Genomic DNA, 15,713 nt, shown 5'->3' on the forward strand with positions numbered 1-15,713 from the left:
TGCCGCGTGAACGCCGCGGTCAGCGAGGTACGGCCGCCTGCAGGAGCCGGACGGGCAGGTACGGCGAGACGACCTGGACGTTCCAGCCCCGGCGCCGGGCATGGCAGGCCAGGGCCAGGATGTCGAGGTTGATCGCGGCGTCGGAGTCGTCCGCACGGTCGGCGACGGCGTAGTGGTCGCGGTGAGCCGTGAGCGCGTCGAGGAGGGCCAGGTTGAAGCTCTCCTCGTCGCCCTCGACCAGTTGGGAGAACAGGACGGCGGGCGGGGGGAAGAACCCCCAGTTCTTCGCCTTTTCGCAGTCGGCCAGCGCCCGGTCCGTTGCGGGTTCGGGGTCGACCCCACGCAGGTAGTCGTGGAGGGCCCGGCGGTAGGAGGCGAAGGCGGAGCCGTCCTTCTGCAGAGCGGCGGAGCCGGCGAGCACAAGCGGGGCGAGGTCCTCGCGGACACCCGTGATCAGGGCGAGGTTCGTGGCCGTGTGCCAGTGGCCGGGCCCGGCGTAATCTCCCCGATAGGCGGGGAAGGTGAGTGAGCGGCCGTCGATCGTCACCTCGACGTCGGTGCCGGGCTCGGCCAGGGTGGTGCGGAACAACGCGGCGCCCATCTGGGACCACAAGTGCAGGTTCCGCATCTGTGGGTCCGTGACGTCGTCGGACTTCGATGCCCCGATTTTGAAGAGCATCTCCTGCTTGCCCATGACCCACGGCAGGTCCCTGGCGTCCAGCGGCTCCCCGGCCACCGGCGTGAGGGCCTCTTTGGTCCGCTCCTCCAACTGGGCCGCGCTCTCCGGGTGCAGGAAGAGGGGGGCGCCCGGCCGCTCGAACACCACGGGTCCGGCGGCCAGTGCGGCGACCGCGTCCTGCCGCCTGGCGCGGCCGTACTCCTGGACCCGCGGCCCCGAGGCCTCGAACCCGGTCACCAACGCGAGCGGGAGATAACCGGTGTCGATCGGCGGCCGCCAGCCCTTACGGCGGTAGGCGAGCGCGGCCAGGGTGAGCGGGAGGAGGGGAAGCAGGGACGCGGGTGCGGAAGGCGAGCCGTGGAGGGCGGTGTGCCGTAGCAGCGCGGCCAGATCGGTGCGGAAGGCCTCCTGGTCGCCGGCCGTCAGCGCGCGCAGGGCGTGGAGCGCGACGCCCTGTGGGTGGTCGAGAAGGCCTTCGCCGATCTCGTCACCCAGGGTGCGGATCCGGGCGAGCGCGGCGTCGAGCGCCGCGAGCTTCTGCTCCCGGGACGGCGGGTAGTCCGCGTCGTCTCCCGTGTCCCCGACGACGTACGCCATCAGGCCGTTGATGAGCTCGACGGCGGGACGCCCGGCCCCGGCCTGCTGGGGCTCGGCGCGGGCGAAGTGGAACGCCTCCCCGTGCCATTCGGCCTTGCCGGCCAGGACGGCCAGGCAGAAGGCGTCGATCCACTGGTACGCGCTGACGGAGTCCCTCTCACCCTCGGACCCGCGCTCGTAGGTGACCCCGAAGTTCACGTAGTTGAGGAAGACCGAGAACTGGTTGTACGGGTAGTACACGGCGTACTGCACGGCACCCGCTGCGGCCTCGGCGGCGTCCTCGAGGACCGCCTTGGCCTCGGGGGTGCCGAGGTCGGGTGTCTCGACGGAGAGCGCGCCCAGATAGGCCAGGAACTCCTCCGAGATTTGCCACCACTCGTAGGCGGTCATCGGGCCGGCCTTCGACATCGAGTGGACCTGCGAACCGATCCTGTTGGGGAAGTCCTCGCGGGCCACCGTGACCGCGGCCTCGCTCACCCGATGCCGCTCTATCCGCATTGCACCGCTCCCCGCGTACGCGCCGTTTCCCCGGCCGCGAAGTCCAGATGCGGATGGTGTGCCGGGGAGTGAGAAATGCCTACGTTAGCGCTCTTTCCGTCGTGAAGATCGGCCTGCTTTTCACGATGGAGGCTCAGTCCTCGTCTGCGGGGAAGGCGAAGAGCCGGACGTACAGGGGGCGGGCGTCCGGAGCCGCGTCCTCGGCCCGCCGGCTGTACTTCATGAGCAGGGCCATGTAGGCCTCGAAGAACTCCTCGAACTCCGCCAGGGTCATCCGGCCGAGACCGCGGGACGCCTTGACCCAGCGGGGGTCGCGTTCCCAGATCTCGGGCAGGCGGTCGAACAGCCGGAGATCCTCGTCCATGCCGATCCGGTGGAACTCGGTGAGCACGGGACGGTCTTCCGGGGCCAGTTGGTCCGGGGTGGGAAGCCGCATGTCTCGCGGCGCATCGGTCCTGCGCCACCAGCGTTCGCGTCCGCGGGAGCGCTCCGGGATCTCCTCGATGAAGCCGGACTTCTCGAGTTGCCGCAGGTGATAGCTCGTCGTGCCCGTCTTGGCGCCGAGCAGGTCGCCGAGCGTCGTCGACGTCGCGGGGCCGTGCACGCTGAGGTGGCGCAACATGAGCCGCCGCATGGGGTGCGCCAGCGCCTTGAGCCGCGCCGGGTCGTCGAGCATGAACGGCTCGTCATCCTTCATGACGAACACCCTAGTCCTGCAGAACGATATCTGCAGATAAATCTATGCCGAGGTTTCTCTGCAGAATAGATTCGGCATATGAGACCGATTCGACACGTCCTGATCGCGGCCGCCCTCGCGCTGGGCCTGACCGCCGTCCCCGCCGCCGCGAGTCCCGTCGCGGCCGCCACGGTCACGAGCGCCGCCGTAGCCACGAGCGCCGCCACGGTCACGAGCGCCGCCGTAGCCCCGAGTGCCGCCGCGGCCGCCGCGGTCGTCGATGCGGCGGACCCCACCCCCTCCGTGCCACCCGACCTGCGGTCGGTGGAGGTGACCTTCTCCGGAGGGGGAGGCCTTACCTTTCACGGCTCGGTCCTGTCGCCCGGCGACGCGAAGCCCGGGCGGCCCGGCGTCGTTCTGATCCACGGAGCCGGAACGGGCACGCCCCGGACGAAGCTGATGGTCGAGGCCGTCGAGTTCGCCCGCCGGGGCATGTCCGTGCTGATCTATGACAAGCGATCCGTGGACTATTCGCTCTTCCGGCGGTCGTACTCGCTGCTCGCCGACGACGCGCTCGGAGCGGTGGCCGCGCTGCGTTCCCAGCCGGGCGTCGACCCGGCGAAGGTCGGCATCTGGGGGCTCAGCGAGGGCGGCTGGGTGGCGCCGATCGCGGCGGCGCGGTCGGCGGACGTCGCCTTCGTCGTCCTCGTCGGGGCCAACGGCCTGCCGCCGCTCCGGCAGCAGACCTGGGCCGTGGCCGCGGGGCTGCGCAAGGCCGGGGTGTCAGGCTCGCTCGTCGACCGGACGGAGCTCAACCTCTACCGGGCGATCGCCGACGGCGGCATGTTCCCCGAGCCCTACTACGACCCCGAGCCGACGATCGCCGCGGTGAAACAGCCGGTGCTCGCCATCTGGGGTACGCACGACCTGCTGACTCCGCCTGTGGAGAGCCCGCCGATATTCGCCAGAGCGCTCGAAGGAGGAGGCAACGAGAACTACACGTTCCGCTTCTTCCCCGACGCCGATCACGCCGCCCATTGGACCCCCGACGGCGGAGTCACCCGCCTGCCCGAACTCGCCCCCGGTTACGCCGACCAGGTCGGCACCTGGGTGGACGCCGTCACCAGCGGCAGGCCTCCCGCGACGGGCACGGCGGGGCCCGCGCCCGTGCAGGACTCCCTCACCGTTCCGGTGAGCCCTCCGGCCTGGTGGGAGTCGGCGCCGGTCCAGCTCGGGGCACTGCTCCTTTTCGTGGTCGCGTTCACCGCCTACCCGCTGGTCGCCCTGGTGCGGCGGATTCGCGGCGGGTCGCGGGAGCCGGTGACGAGGGCCGCCAGGCTCGTCAGCGCCACCGGGATCGCGGTGGTGCTCGGATCGTTCGCCTACCTCCTCTTCCTGGTGATGACCGGCGGCAAGCTGGCCGTCACCGGGCCCGTCCTGGCGGGGCGGCCGGTCATCTGGCTCGTACTGCAGGCGCTGGCGGTGGTGTCGGCGGCGGCCACGGTCCGCACCGCGGTGGCGTGGCGGCGTGCGCGCGGATCCACCTCGCGAGGGGAACGGGTACGGCTCGGCCTCCTGCTCGCCGGCGGGCTGGCGTTCATCCCCTGGGCCGTCTACTGGGGCCTGCTCCTTCCCTGAAGATCCGCGACCCGAAGGGCGTGGCAGATGGATCCATAGAGGATCGTCTATTACGGATCTATCTGCTACGGTCCTTCTTGTCGCCTATCGAAACAGGAGCAGCAGACATGTCCCCCACATTCGCCTCCGCGCCCGGATCTCCCCGGTCCGCCTGGTCACGCAGGCTCGCCCTCGTCGCGCTCTGTGCCGGGATGCTCATGGTCGTCCTGGACGGCAGCATCGTCACCGTGGCGCTGCCGGCCATCCAGCAGGACCTGCGCTTCTCACCGTCCGGCCTGACCTGGACCGTCAACGCGTACCTGATCCCCTTCGGCGGCCTGCTGCTTCTGTCCGGACGGCTCGGCGACCTGATCGGCCGCAAGCGCGTGCTCCTGGCCGGCCTCGCCGTCTTCACCGTCGCCTCGCTGCTGTGCGGGCTGGCGGGCAGCGCCGAGATGCTGATCGCCACCCGGTTCCTGCAGGGAGTCGGGGGCGCGATGTTCTCCGCGGTCAGCCTCGGCATGATCGTCACGCTGTTCACCGACCCGCGCGAGCGGGCTTCGGCGATCGGCGCCTTCGCCTTCACCGGCGCCGTCGGCGCCTCGATCGGCCAGGTCCTCGGCGGCGTCCTCACCGACGCACTCGGCTGGCACTGGGTGTTCCTCATCAACCTGCCGATCGGCGTCGTCGCCGCTCTGCTCGCCGTACCTCTTCTCGAGAACGAGCGCGGGCTCGGGCTCCGTGACGGGGCGGACGCTCTCGGCGCCGTCCTGGTCACCGGGGGCTCGATGCTCGGCGTCTACGCCATCGTCCAGGCCGAGCAGTACGGCTGGGCGTCGGGGCGCACCCTCGGCCTGGCCGCCGTCGCGCTCGCCCTGATCGCGGGATTCGTCGTCCGTCAGGCCGTCGCGGCCCGTCCGCTGCTTCCGCTGCGCGTGTTCCGTTCCCGGAACGTCTGGGGGGCGAATGTGATCCAGATGCTGGTGCTGGCCGCCATGTTCAGTTTCCAGATCCACGTCGCCCTCTACATGCAGAGCGTGCTCGAGTACGGCGCGACCGCGACCGGCCTCGCGATGCTTCCCGCGGCTCTGACCATCGGGGCGGTGTCGCTCGGCTCGTCCGCCCGTCTGATCGCGCGTTTCGGTGATCGGGCGGTCCTGCTGGCCGGTCTGTTGTTGTTGCTGGCGGCCCGCCTGCTGCTCCTGCGTCTGCCGGTCGACGGCGCGTACGCCGCGGACCTGTTGCCGGTGATGCTGCTCACCGGTGGCGCCGGTCTCGTGCTGCCCGCGCTGACCGGGCTCGGCATGTCGGGCGCCAGGCCCGAGGACGCGGGAGTGACCTCCGGTCTGTTCAACGCCACCCAGCAGATCGGCGCCGCGCTCGGCGTCGCCGCCCTGTCCACCCTGGCCGCGTCCCGCACGCAGGACCTGGCGGCCGAGGGGGTGCGGACGGCGTCGGCGCTGACCGGCGGCTACCACCTGGCGTTCGTCGTCGGGGGCGTGCTGCTGGCCGTCGCGGTCGTGCTCACCGTCCTGGTGCTGAGGAAGCCGGCCACCGAGACTCCGGAGGCCGCGGGGCAGGACGCGGCAGCGCCGGCGACGGTCGCCTGATCGGCGGCGGACGACTGGCCGGCCGGGCGGTCCAGGCCGCCCGGCTTCGGGAGGCGGCAGTGGTCAGATTGCTACTTCAAGTAGTAAACTCGTCGCATGGGTGAGCCTGAGGAAGAGTTCGCTCCGGGGGAGGGCCCGGCTGCCAAGGTCAGCGTCTCTCTGCGGGCCGGCAACATCCGTGCCATCAAGGAACGCGTCGGAGCTCGCGGATTCTCCGCCTACGTGGATGCCGCCGTAGAGCGTCAGATTGAGCGGGATCTGCTGGAAGAGGCTCTTCAGGCCAACGAGGCCCAGAGCGGTCCGATTGCCCAGGTCTTCCGTGACGAGGCGGCGGAGTTGTTCCGCCAGGTGAAGTCCGCACCCGAGCTGCAGGGAGACGACGGATGGCACGCACACGAAGCAAGCTGAGTGCGGGCACCGTCGTCCTCGATTGCGAAGGCCTTTCCCGTTGGTGTGCGGCTGACCAGCGTGTTACGGCGGTCGTGCGTGAGGCTCAGAGTAATGATTTCCGGGTCGTCGTCAGCGCCGTGACACCCATCGAGGCATTCGACACTCGGGTGAAGAGCGATCGGCTGCGCTGGCACCTGTCCAGACTCCGGGTAGAGCCGGTGACGGAAGAGGTCTCTCTCCGTGCGCTCGAACTGCTCCGCGCCAGTGGCCTTCATGGCCATAAGTACGCCATCGACGCGATCGTGGCGGCCACGGCTCTCCACTCCGTCCGGCCGGTGATCGTGCTGACGTCCGACGAGGACGATATGAGGAAACTCTGCGGGAAAGCGGTCCGCCTCGTCAGGGTCTGACGGCCTGAGGGCGGGTGCTCATCCCATCCGGTCTCGGCGTGCTGGCAGTGCGAAGCGCCGAACGCCGGCTGACCGTGAACGTGGCATCTCCTCGGTTCGGCGCTGATCTGGCCTGACAGTCGTCGCGCATTCCTGTTGGCGCGCGATCGGTGCCGCATGCACCACCGAAGGCCGCCGATGCCGATCGGCGTCGTGTCGTCGTAAAGGTCCATCGGACCAAGCATGGTGATTTCGCACCGCATTCCCACGGGCTCCGGCCGTGCGAACCCGCGTCGGGGTGTTTTCCCGGGGGGCCTTGACATGGGAGTGGTGTCATCGCATATTTAACCTACTCGTTTTGAAACAAGGTGGTTATGAATGGCGACCGACCCGCTCAGTCTGGTGTTCCAGGCGCTCGCGGACCCCATCCGCCGCGCGATCCTGACGCGACTGACGACCGGCGACGCGACCGTCGCCGAGCTCGCCGAGCCGTTCGACGTCACACAGCCCGCGATCTCGCGGCACCTCAAGGTGCTGGAGACCGCGGGGCTCATCTCACGGACCCGTCGCGCGACGGCCCGGCTCAGCCATCTGGAGGCCGAGCCGCTCCGCGAGGTGACCACCTGGCTGGCTCGATACCAGCAGTTCTGGGACGAGAGTCACGAGCGGCTCGACGAGCTGCTGGCGGCGCTGCAAAGCAAGCGGCAGGACGACCCCGACCGCACCGACGCGGTCGCAGAGAAGGGAAACGGACATGGTTGACACGAAGATCACCGCCGAGCCGGGTACGTCGCAGATCGTCATCGAGCGGGAGTTCGACGCACCCCGCGACCTGGTCTTCCGCGCCTACACCGAGCCGGAGCTGATCGTCCAGTGGCTGGGTCCGCGCGACCTGGCCATGAAGATCGAGGAGTACGACGTGCGCGACGGCGGGAAGTGGCGCTACATCAGCACGGACGCCGAGGGCAACGAGTACGGCTTCCACGGGGTCTTCCACGGAACCCCGACGCCGGACCTCACCGTGCAGACCTTCGAGTTCGAGGGTGTCCCCGGCCACGTCGCCCTGGAGAGGATCACCCTCGAGGAGCGGAACGGCAGGACGCTGGTGCGCACGTTGTCGAGCTTCCAGTCGGTCGAGGACCGGGACGGCATGGTCGCCTCCGGCATGGAGCACGGCGTCCGCGACAGCGACGAGAGGCTGGCGGAGCTGCTGAAGAGGCTGCAGAACGACTGAGGCGGCGACGGGATGCCTCCGTACAGGGCGGGCGGACCGCCTTCCCTGCACGGAGGACCCACCCCCCACCGCACGGGACGGTTACGCGGACAGGCGGCATGACGTGTTGCTCGAGGGCCCGGGCGCGCCGGCGACCTACATGCGGTAGTCCCACGTGATCTCCTCCGTACGGAGATCCTCCACGAGCTCCCTGACGTACTCGAGCTCGGTCCCGAGCACGGCGAGCTGGTATTCGGACTCGACGAGGAAGATGCGGGGCAGGAACCTCTCCCCGTCGGCCAGCTCGGTCCGCAGGGCGACGATCCGAGTCTCGAGCGCGATCACCCGCGCCTCCAGCGCCGCCCGGGCGTCCTCCGGCTCCAGCACGGGGAGGAACGCCAGCGCGGCGGGGAACTCCGGGAACTCGCGGGACGGAGTGGAGAGCATCGTCCGCATCCACTGCCGCAACGTCTCGCGGCCCTCGTCGGTGAGCTCGTAGACGGTCCTCTCCGGCCGGTTCTCCTCGCGCGAGGTCTCCAGCACCGCGATGAGCCCGTCACGCAGCAGCCGTTCGATCGTCTGGTACACGCTGTTGCGCTGCGCGACGTTGACCACGTCGTCCTTGTGCCGCTCCTTGATCAGCTGCTGCATCCGGTACGCGTGCATCGGCGCCTCGCCGACCAGGGAGAGCAGGGCCATGGCCAGGGGAGATCGCCGGGTCGACATGGCCCCCAGCATAGGGGGCTGTCAGATTCTAGTCATATTATGTATAGTAAGTTTATGACTAAACGAGCTCTTGTCATCGGCGGAGGCATCGCCGGGCCGGTCACCGCAATGGCGCTGCAGCGCGCCGGAATCGACAGCGAGGTCTTCGAGGCCTACGAGCGCGGTTCGGAGGGCGTGGGCGCCTTCCTCACACTCGCGGTCAACGGCCTGGAGGCCCTGCGCGTCCTCGACCTGCACGATCTCGTATGCGACCTGGGCATGGACTCGTCGCTGATGCGCATGAGCAACGGGCGGGGAAAGCACCTGGGGGAGCTCGCGCAGCCGTCCCGGACGCTGAAGCGCGCCGACCTCTACCAGGTGCTGCGCGACGAGGCCGTACGGCGAGGCGTGCGCGTCCACCACGGCAGACGCCTCGTCGACGCCTCGATCGCGGACGGACGGGTGCGGGCCGACTTCGCGGACGGCACGCACGCGGAAGGGGATCTGCTGATCGGAGCCGACGGGCTGCGCTCCCGCACGCGCACGATCATCGACCCCGGCGCGCCGCGCGCCCGTCACGTCGGCCTGCTCAACACGGGTGGGTTCGCCCGCGGCGTCACGGTGCCCGGCGACCCCGGCACGAGCTACTTCATCTTCGGGAAGAGGTGCTTCTTCGGATACCTGATCCACCCGGACGGCGAGGTCTGGTGGTTCGCCAACCCGCCGAGCCCCGAGGAGCCGACCCGGGAGGAACTCGCGGCGATCACGCCGGCCGTGTGGAGGGCGAAACTGGTGGAGCTCTTCCGAGACGACATCGGGCCGATGCTCGACATCATCGGGGCGACCGACGACATCATCGCCGGTTGGAACACCTACGACTTCCCGAGCGTCCCGAAGTGGTTCAACGAGCGGATGGTGATCGTGGGCGACGCCGCGCACGCGACCTCGCCGTCGGCGGGACAGGGCGCGTCCATGGCGATCGAGGACGCGGTCGTGCTCGCCATGTGCCTGCGCGACGTCCCCGGCACCCGAGACGCCTTCGCCGCCTACGAACGGCTGCGGCGAAGGAGAGTGGAGCGGGTCGTCAAGCAGGGCCGGCGCAACGGGAGCGGCAAGGCCCCGGGCGCCTTCGGGGCCTTCGTCCGGGACCTGGGCATGCCGCCGGCCATGCGCCAGATTGCGAAGAGGGACCTGATGGCGTGGATCCACGACTACCGGATCTCCTGGGAGGACCCGGTGGCGGCGCCGCTCGGCTGAGCCGTCCCGCAGGGGGACGGTCAGCTCGGGCGCATGTCCTCCACGTGGACGACGGCGGGCTCACGCCCGTCGCGATCACGCTTGCGCCGGCCGAACAGGCCGACGTGCAAGTGCTCGTGCTCCTCCAGTTCGTCGGGCGAGACGTAGGTGAGGACGTCAGGATGATGGCCGGTCACCGCCCAGCCGGGGACGTCGTCGAGCGCGATGACGTTGAAGTCGCCGGCCGGACTGCCCACGTGGACGGGGCCGTACTCCCGGAGGATGGGTCGCTTGCTGGGCCAGGTTTTCGGTGGGCTCCATGAGGATCACGCAGGTTCCGTGTGTGAACAGGACCCACGACTTGGCGGGATCCAGCAGCCTGCGCCAAATCTCGATCATGGTCTCGTGGTTCATGCCGGGCAGGCTACCGACCGGCTACGACAGGAGCCGTGGGACCGAGGGGCGGCGCGCGTCGCCCGGCCGCCCCTCGTCTCCCGGGCCGCGTCAGGCCGGTTTGCGTGCTTCGATGAGGAACCGCGTCGCGTGGGCGACGAACGGCCCGTCCGCCTGGATCCGTTCGTGGAGGGCCTTCAGCTCCGCGCGGTAACGGCCGACGGTGAAGCCGGGGACGATCCAGACGACCTTCCGCAGGAAGTAGATCACCGCCCCGATGTCGTGGAACTCGGTGCGCAGGCGCTCCATCCGCAGATCGACGACCTCGAGGCCTGCCGCCTCGGCCTCCTGTCTGGCCGCCTCGGGGTCACGATGGGAGTTCGGCGCCTGGGGCCCGAGGAAGACCTCCGTGAGCTCCACGACGCTGCGGGGACCCACCTGCTGTGACAGGTAGGCCCCTCCGGGCCGGAGCACACGGGAGATCTCGTTCCACCAGGTGACCACCGGATGCCGGCTGATCACCAGGTCGAAGACGCCGTCGGCGAACGGGAGGCGGGGCTCGTCGTCGTCGGCGATGACGGCGACGCCGCGCGGGCGCAGCCGCTGGCTGGCGCGCACGATGTTCGGCGGCCACGATTCGGTCGCCACCGTCAGGGCGGGCAGCCACGGCACACCCGCGAGCACCTCACCGCCCCCTGTCTGGATGTCGAGTGCGGCCGAGGCATGGGGCATCCGCTCCGCGATCAGCCGCGAGTAACGCCACGACGGGCGCTCCTCCGTCGCACGGCCGTGCAGCCAGGAGAAGTCCCAGCCTTCGACCGGGACGGACTCGGCGTCGGCCACGAGTTCGTCAAATGTCCATGTATTCGTCACGTCCCCAGGCTGACAGTGGCCCTCATGCGCCGTCCAAGGGATTTCCCGTGCCCGGGGACCTGCCCGTCACCAGCAGGGTCTTGCCCACAGTCGCCCGGGACTGGATGGCGGCGTGGGCGTCGGCCGCCCGCTCAAGCGGGAAGCGCTGCCCGATCGACGGCCGCAGCCGGCCCGCGGCCGCCTCCGCCAGCGCGTCCGCGGTGAACGCCCGCGACGCCTCGGGCGTCAGTTGGGCGCCGCGGAGGAGGAGAACGTCGCGATCAGCCGCCTCCTCCTCCGAGACGCCGGTCCACCGGCCGCTCGCCATGCCGAAACTCAGCATCCGGCCGCGGCGTTCGAGCAGGTCGAACGCCGACCGGCCGATCTCGCCGCCGACTCCGTCGAAGGCGACGTCGACGCCGCCTCCGTTTTCGCGGACCCGGTCCGTCCAGTCCGCCTGCAGGTAGTCGACCGCCACGTCGGCGCCCAGGTCACGGGCCACCCGGCCCTTGTCGGCGCCGCCGGCGGCCGCGATGACGGTCGCCCCGGCCGCACGGGCCAGCTGCACCAGCAGGCCGCCGACGCCTCCGGCCGCCGCCTCGACCAGGACGCGTTCTCCGGGGCGTGGCGCCGCCGTCTGGAGGAGCCACATCGCCGTGCGACCGTCGGCCAGCAGGGCCACCGCGCTGTCGAGCGCCAGGCCGTCGGGCACCTCGATCAGCCCGGCGGCGTCCACAGCGGCGAGTTCGGCGTAGCCGCCCGAGCCGCCGGTGCCGCAGACCACCCTCGTGCCGACCAGGCGGTCGTCCGCACCCTCACCCACGGCGACCACCACGCCGCCGACGCCGTTGCCGGGGATCATCGGGAGCTCCGCCTTGAACGGCCCGAAGCCGCCCGCGCGGAACTGGGTCTCGACGAAGGTGATGTTCGCGAACGCCACCTCGACGAGCGCCTGGCCCGGGCCCGCCACCGGGTCGGGGGTGTCGGAGGCGACGAGCACCTCGGGACCCCCGAACTCCTTCAACCACACCGCACGCACGTGATCCCCCTCCGGCCGATCGGATACCGCGATGGGAGTGTGCAACTTCAACCTAAGTTGAAGTCAAGCGGCGGCCGCGGAGCGTGGACGATCTCCCCGCTGTGTCGTACCGCTCGCGAACCCTTGCCCATTCGCATGGACTAAAGCCGGATATATCCGGAAAGTGACAAAGGGTCGGGATTTCCCAGTGGAGGGTACGTCTCCTCGTGGGGGGGACGCCATGAAGAAGATCGTCGCTGTGGCCGTGCTCGCTGCGATGACCATGCTCGGTGCGGTCACCACCGCGTACGCGGACGGCCGGCATCGAGCGGACGGCAGACAACAGGAAGAGGTCAGCAGGGGGCAGTACGCCATCCTGCTCGGACAGTGCCGCTTCGGGGACACGTCCGGCGCCCGGACGCAGTGCCGGAAGGACGTCAGGCTGAACTACCGCATCGGCGCACTGAACCCCAATCTCGACTGCCGCACCTACTCCAGCGTTTCGGTCTGCGGCGAACTGACCCTCAGCCCGCGAGAGCAGGCCTGCGTGAGCGAGTCCGTCGGGGCGGGGCTGACCTTCCGCCGGGCCGAGGTGGAATGTTTCGCCTTCGGGTGACGCACGACGGGAGGAGACCGCCCGCGGCGTCCATGATTCGTCCGACCGCCACCACAAAGTGATCTAACCTGCCGGGGTGGACGCCAACAGTCAGGGCGCCGTCCGACTTCTGCGAGCTCTGCTGCGTACGGCGGCGTTATTCACGGAGACGGGCCGATCCGTCTACCAGGACCACTTCCCCCACGTCCGCTGGATGCCCGTCTCGGATCTGGGCGGCCATGCCGTACGGCTCGGCCTGGAACTGGCGGTGCTCGGCCACGAACTCGTCTTCGAGATCCGCGCCGGGCTGGAGGAGGACCGGTTCACGATCGAGGGAGACATGGTGCTGGACGGCGAGGTGGTCCAGCTGGCGCTTCCCCCCGCTGCGACCGCCGACGTGGAGCGGTTCGTCGCCGTGCTCGACCGGTATGCCGAGGAGCTGACGGAGCCGGCCCGGGCGCACGTCGGCGCACTGATCGAGTCGTTCGCCCAGGAGGTGTGACGACCGCCCGGACGCCTAGAGCGCCCGGAGGCCCTGGATGACCTCGCGGAGGATGCGCTCCTCCGGGAGCTGGGCGACCGTCGCCTGCGGCCGCGCCGTGACGAGGCCCTGGTCGCGCAGGTCGCTGAGCAGGATGCGGATGACGTTGAGCGACACCCCCATGTCGGATGCGATGTCGGCGACCGAGGCGGGGGCGAGGCACAACTGGAGGATCCGCAGGTGCTCCGGAGGCAGCCCCGCCGCCCGCGTGTGGGCGGACGGCACCGTTCTGATCATGGTCATCAGGTCGAGGTCCGGCCCGCTCGGCCGGGTGCGGCCCCGCGTGAGCGTGTAGGGGCGAAGGAGCGGGCCGAACTCCTGCTCTGTCATGACGACTCCTCCTGGGCGCGCTGCCACCCTGCCTGGAAGGAGCCGAAGACGTCACGGGGTTCCTCGCGCAGCTGCGGCGCCAGATTGGCCTGCCGTACGCGCCTGGGCAGCGAATCCCCGTCGCCGTCCACGGCGGTGGATACGGACACGGAGACGTCGGCGGCGGGCGGGGTGAGCGCGAGAACCGGCGGAGCCGGCGGCCGCGGCGGGATCAGCCGCTCGACGGAGTGTTCGTCGCCGGCGTTCTCCACCACGATCTCCTTGGGCAGGAGCACGACCGCGCTGGTCCCGCCGTACGGCGAGGCCCGGAGGGACACGCGCACGCCGTGGCGCCTGGCGAGCAGTCCAACGACGAACAGGCCCAGGCGGTCGCTGTCGGCCAGGTCGAACTCGGGCGGATCGGCCAGCCGGTCGTTGAGCTGCGCCAGCTCCTCCGGGCTGATGCCGAGACCGCGGTCCTCGATCTCCACCGCGAACCCGCGCGCCACCACTTCACCGCGCACGATGACCTGGGTGTGCGGCGGCGAGAAGATCGTGGCGTTCTCCACCAGTTCGGCGAGGAGGTGGACGAGGTCGGTGACGCTTCCGCCGATGACCGCCGGGCCGTGCGGCACGACCACGCTCACGCGGAGGTAGTCCTCGACCTCCTCGACGGCCGCGCGGGCCACGTCGTAGAGGCTGACGGGGTTGCGCCATCCGCGGCCGGGGTGCGCGCCGGACAAGATGATCAGGCCCTCGGCGTGGCGGCGCATGCGGGTGGTCAGGTGGTCGACCGCGAAGAGCTTGTCCATCGTGTCGGGATCGGCGACCTGCTGTTCGAGCTCGTCGAGCAGGGCGAGCTGGCGCTGCAGGAGCGACTGGCTGCGACGGGCGAGGTTGAGGAACGCCTTCCCGACGCCCTTGCGGAGCTCCGCCTGGCCGACGGCGGCCTCCACTGCGGTGTGCTGCACCGAGGTGAAGGCGTTGCCGACCTCGACGACCTCGGCCGTGTCCCCCCGGGTGACGATCGGCGGCGTCTCGGCGACGACGTCGACGTCCTCACCCCGGCGCAGGCGCTGGACGATGCCGGGAAGGCGCCGGTCGGCGAGTTCGTGCGCGGCCCGCCGGAGCCCGACGAGCTCGGTGGTGAGTCCGCGGGCGAACCTGACGGAGATGAACAGGGTGGCGATCACCGCGATCAGGCCGAGGGCGCCGGCGACGCCGATGCGGTAGAGCACGCGCTTGGCCAGGGGAAGGGCGCGGTCGGCGATCGCCTTGCTGCCGTCTCCGCTGATCTGCGAGAAGGTGCCGACCAGTCCCTCGGTGGTGGTGTGCCAGGCGTCCGCGTCGCGGGGCAGCCTCGTGTTGGGCTGCACGCCGACCATGATCTCGTTCTCCATGGACACGAACGTGGCGTAGGCGGGCGAGGCGTTCACCGCCGCGAACCCCTTGATCAGCTCGGAGTCGAGCTGGCTGGTGCCGAGCTGGTAGAGGAGGCGGCGCTGGCCGACCATCTTGCCGAAGGCGTCGCGTTCGTCTGGGGAGATCCTGCCGATCGCGAGCACGCCCGTGATCAGCGCGGACTCCTGGCTCATCACCTCGCGGCTGCGGCCGATCAGGATGATGGCCTTGGTCTGCTCGATGAGGTCCATGTCGGGGGAGATCATCAGGCGGTCGTACGCCTGGAAGCCGACCTCGGCGACGGCGCTGTAGTCCTCGATCGCCTCCAGGCGGGACAGGCTGTGGCCGTCGACGCGGGCGCGCAGGGCGTCGAACCTGCGGACCTGGCCGATGAGCTCCTGGATGCGCTGCCACATGGCCGCCGGCGTCTCGTCCTGCGCGTTCTGTGCGACGCGGGCCAGTTCCTCGAGAGAGGCGTCCGTGCGCTTGCGCTGGGCGTCGAGATCGTCGCGGACGGAGGACTTCCTGCCGAGGTAGGCGGCGGACAGGAGCCGTTCCTGCTGGATTTCGCCGAGCAGCGAGCGCGTGGGCACCACGACGTTGTCGTACACCGTCTGGATCTTGAGCAGTTCGAGTCCGCTCTGGACGGTGAGAGTGGCGGCGAATCCCCAGATCACCGCGAGGGCGGTCAGCGGAACCAGCAGGATCGCGAAAATCTTGAAACGAATGGAACGTTTCCGTCCAGCCATGAGCCCCGCCCGTTCCGAAGACACATGTGTCAATAGTGGCGAAACCCTAGCAATGGGTGAGGAGGGATACCAAGGATTTGTACTGGCAAGTTCTGACATTTCACGATGGCGTGTCTGCCTCTGTGATCATGGTCAGAAGGTGCGTGGGGTAAGGGCGATGTGGCCGACCCTTGTGTACGGCCCGGCGAAATCCGTTTACCGGCTTTTATGGCGGCGCAGATCATCCCTTTCCGGGGTATTTCCCC

The 15,713-nt window shown here is 69.8% G+C and carries 17 protein-coding genes; 9 read left to right on the forward strand and 8 right to left on the reverse strand.

The genetic code is table 11. The annotated features are described in order from the left end of the window. Positions 1-19: 19 nt before the first annotated feature. A complete protein-coding gene (locus Pka01_RS07565; protein WP_203881873.1) occupies positions 20-1,774 on the reverse strand; it encodes an immunity 49 family protein in 1,755 nt (584 codons plus the stop codon). Between the two features lie 133 nt (positions 1,775-1,907). Next, positions 1,908-2,471 (reverse strand): ArsR/SmtB family transcription factor, encoded by a 564-nt coding sequence (locus Pka01_RS07570; protein ID WP_203881874.1) that lies wholly within the window; start codon positions 2,469-2,471, stop codon positions 1,908-1,910. Between the two features lie 78 nt (positions 2,472-2,549). Between Pka01_RS07570 and Pka01_RS07575 the strand changes: the two genes are divergently transcribed. The 6 genes from Pka01_RS07575 (at position 2,550) to Pka01_RS07600 (ending at position 7,690) form a co-directional block, all read left to right on the forward strand. Further along, positions 2,550-4,088 (forward strand): alpha/beta hydrolase family protein, encoded by a 1,539-nt coding sequence (locus tag Pka01_RS07575; protein ID WP_203881875.1) that lies wholly within the window; start codon positions 2,550-2,552, stop codon positions 4,086-4,088. A 107-nt stretch (positions 4,089-4,195) separates the two neighbouring features. Then, the gene (locus Pka01_RS07580; RefSeq protein ID WP_203881876.1) at positions 4,196-5,677 is read left to right on the forward strand and encodes an MFS transporter; all 1,482 of its coding nucleotides are present in this window, start codon (positions 4,196-4,198) and stop codon (positions 5,675-5,677) included. A 96-nt stretch (positions 5,678-5,773) separates the two neighbouring features. After that, positions 5,774-6,085: a hypothetical protein gene (locus Pka01_RS07585; RefSeq protein WP_203881877.1), complete on the forward strand. Its 312-nt coding sequence runs from the start codon at positions 5,774-5,776 to the stop codon at positions 6,083-6,085. Continuing rightward, positions 6,061-6,477 (forward strand): PIN domain-containing protein, encoded by a 417-nt coding sequence (locus tag Pka01_RS07590; protein ID WP_203881878.1) that lies wholly within the window; start codon positions 6,061-6,063, stop codon positions 6,475-6,477. Before Pka01_RS07585 ends, Pka01_RS07590 begins: the two co-directional genes overlap by 25 nt. 357 nt (positions 6,478-6,834) lie before the next feature. Continuing rightward, positions 6,835-7,218, forward strand: coding sequence for an ArsR/SmtB family transcription factor (locus Pka01_RS07595; protein WP_203881879.1), 384 nt, complete (start codon positions 6,835-6,837; stop codon positions 7,216-7,218). After that, positions 7,211-7,690: an SRPBCC family protein gene (locus Pka01_RS07600; protein WP_203881880.1), complete on the forward strand. Its 480-nt coding sequence runs from the start codon at positions 7,211-7,213 to the stop codon at positions 7,688-7,690. Before Pka01_RS07595 ends, Pka01_RS07600 begins: the two co-directional genes overlap by 8 nt. 135 nt (positions 7,691-7,825) lie before the next feature. Here Pka01_RS07600 and Pka01_RS07605 read toward each other — a convergent pair whose 3' ends face one another. Then, the gene (locus tag Pka01_RS07605) at positions 7,826-8,395 is read right to left on the reverse strand and encodes a PadR family transcriptional regulator (protein WP_203881881.1); all 570 of its coding nucleotides are present in this window, start codon (positions 8,393-8,395) and stop codon (positions 7,826-7,828) included. A 54-nt stretch (positions 8,396-8,449) separates the two neighbouring features. On the opposite strand from Pka01_RS07605, the gene Pka01_RS07610 reads away from it, so the two are divergent. Continuing rightward, on the forward strand, positions 8,450-9,631 hold the full coding sequence (locus Pka01_RS07610; protein ID WP_203881882.1) for an FAD-dependent oxidoreductase: 1,182 nt from the start codon (positions 8,450-8,452) through the stop codon (positions 9,629-9,631). 20 nt (positions 9,632-9,651) lie between these two features. Here Pka01_RS07610 and Pka01_RS40665 read toward each other — a convergent pair whose 3' ends face one another. The 3 genes from Pka01_RS40665 to Pka01_RS07625 all read right to left on the reverse strand — a co-directional run bounded on the left by Pka01_RS40665 (position 9,652) and on the right by Pka01_RS07625 (position 11,894). Continuing rightward, positions 9,652-9,867 (reverse strand): hypothetical protein, encoded by a 216-nt coding sequence (locus tag Pka01_RS40665; protein ID WP_239114810.1) that lies wholly within the window; start codon positions 9,865-9,867, stop codon positions 9,652-9,654. A gap of 247 nt (positions 9,868-10,114) precedes the next feature. After that, the gene (locus tag Pka01_RS07620) at positions 10,115-10,876 is read right to left on the reverse strand and encodes a class I SAM-dependent methyltransferase (RefSeq protein ID WP_203881883.1); all 762 of its coding nucleotides are present in this window, start codon (positions 10,874-10,876) and stop codon (positions 10,115-10,117) included. 22 nt (positions 10,877-10,898) lie between these two features. Further along, positions 10,899-11,894 carry a zinc-binding dehydrogenase gene (locus tag Pka01_RS07625; protein ID WP_203881884.1) on the reverse strand — a complete coding sequence of 332 codons (996 nt, stop codon included), beginning with the start codon at positions 11,892-11,894 and terminating at the stop codon, positions 10,899-10,901. A 220-nt stretch (positions 11,895-12,114) separates the two neighbouring features. Here Pka01_RS07625 and Pka01_RS07630 point away from each other — a divergent pair, with 220 nt between their 5' ends. Beyond that, positions 12,115-12,489: a hypothetical protein gene (locus Pka01_RS07630; RefSeq protein ID WP_239114811.1), complete on the forward strand. Its 375-nt coding sequence runs from the start codon at positions 12,115-12,117 to the stop codon at positions 12,487-12,489. Between the two features lie 76 nt (positions 12,490-12,565). Continuing rightward, positions 12,566-12,970, forward strand: coding sequence for a hypothetical protein (locus tag Pka01_RS07635; protein WP_203881885.1), 405 nt, complete (start codon positions 12,566-12,568; stop codon positions 12,968-12,970). Positions 12,971-12,985: 15 nt separating this feature from the next. Here Pka01_RS07635 and Pka01_RS07640 read toward each other — a convergent pair whose 3' ends face one another. Further along, positions 12,986-13,339 carry a DUF742 domain-containing protein gene (locus tag Pka01_RS07640; protein WP_203881886.1) on the reverse strand — a complete coding sequence of 118 codons (354 nt, stop codon included), beginning with the start codon at positions 13,337-13,339 and terminating at the stop codon, positions 12,986-12,988. Next, complete coding sequence (locus Pka01_RS07645; protein WP_203881887.1) at positions 13,336-15,468, reverse strand: sensor histidine kinase; 2,133 nt, start codon at positions 15,466-15,468, stop codon at positions 13,336-13,338. Before Pka01_RS07645 ends, Pka01_RS07640 begins: the two co-directional genes overlap by 4 nt. Positions 15,469-15,713: the final 245 nt, after the last annotated feature.

Origin of the sequence: Planotetraspora kaengkrachanensis (assembly GCF_016862895.1) — a bacterium.
Classification (GTDB): Bacteria; Actinomycetota; Actinomycetes; order Streptosporangiales; family Streptosporangiaceae; genus Planotetraspora; species Planotetraspora kaengkrachanensis.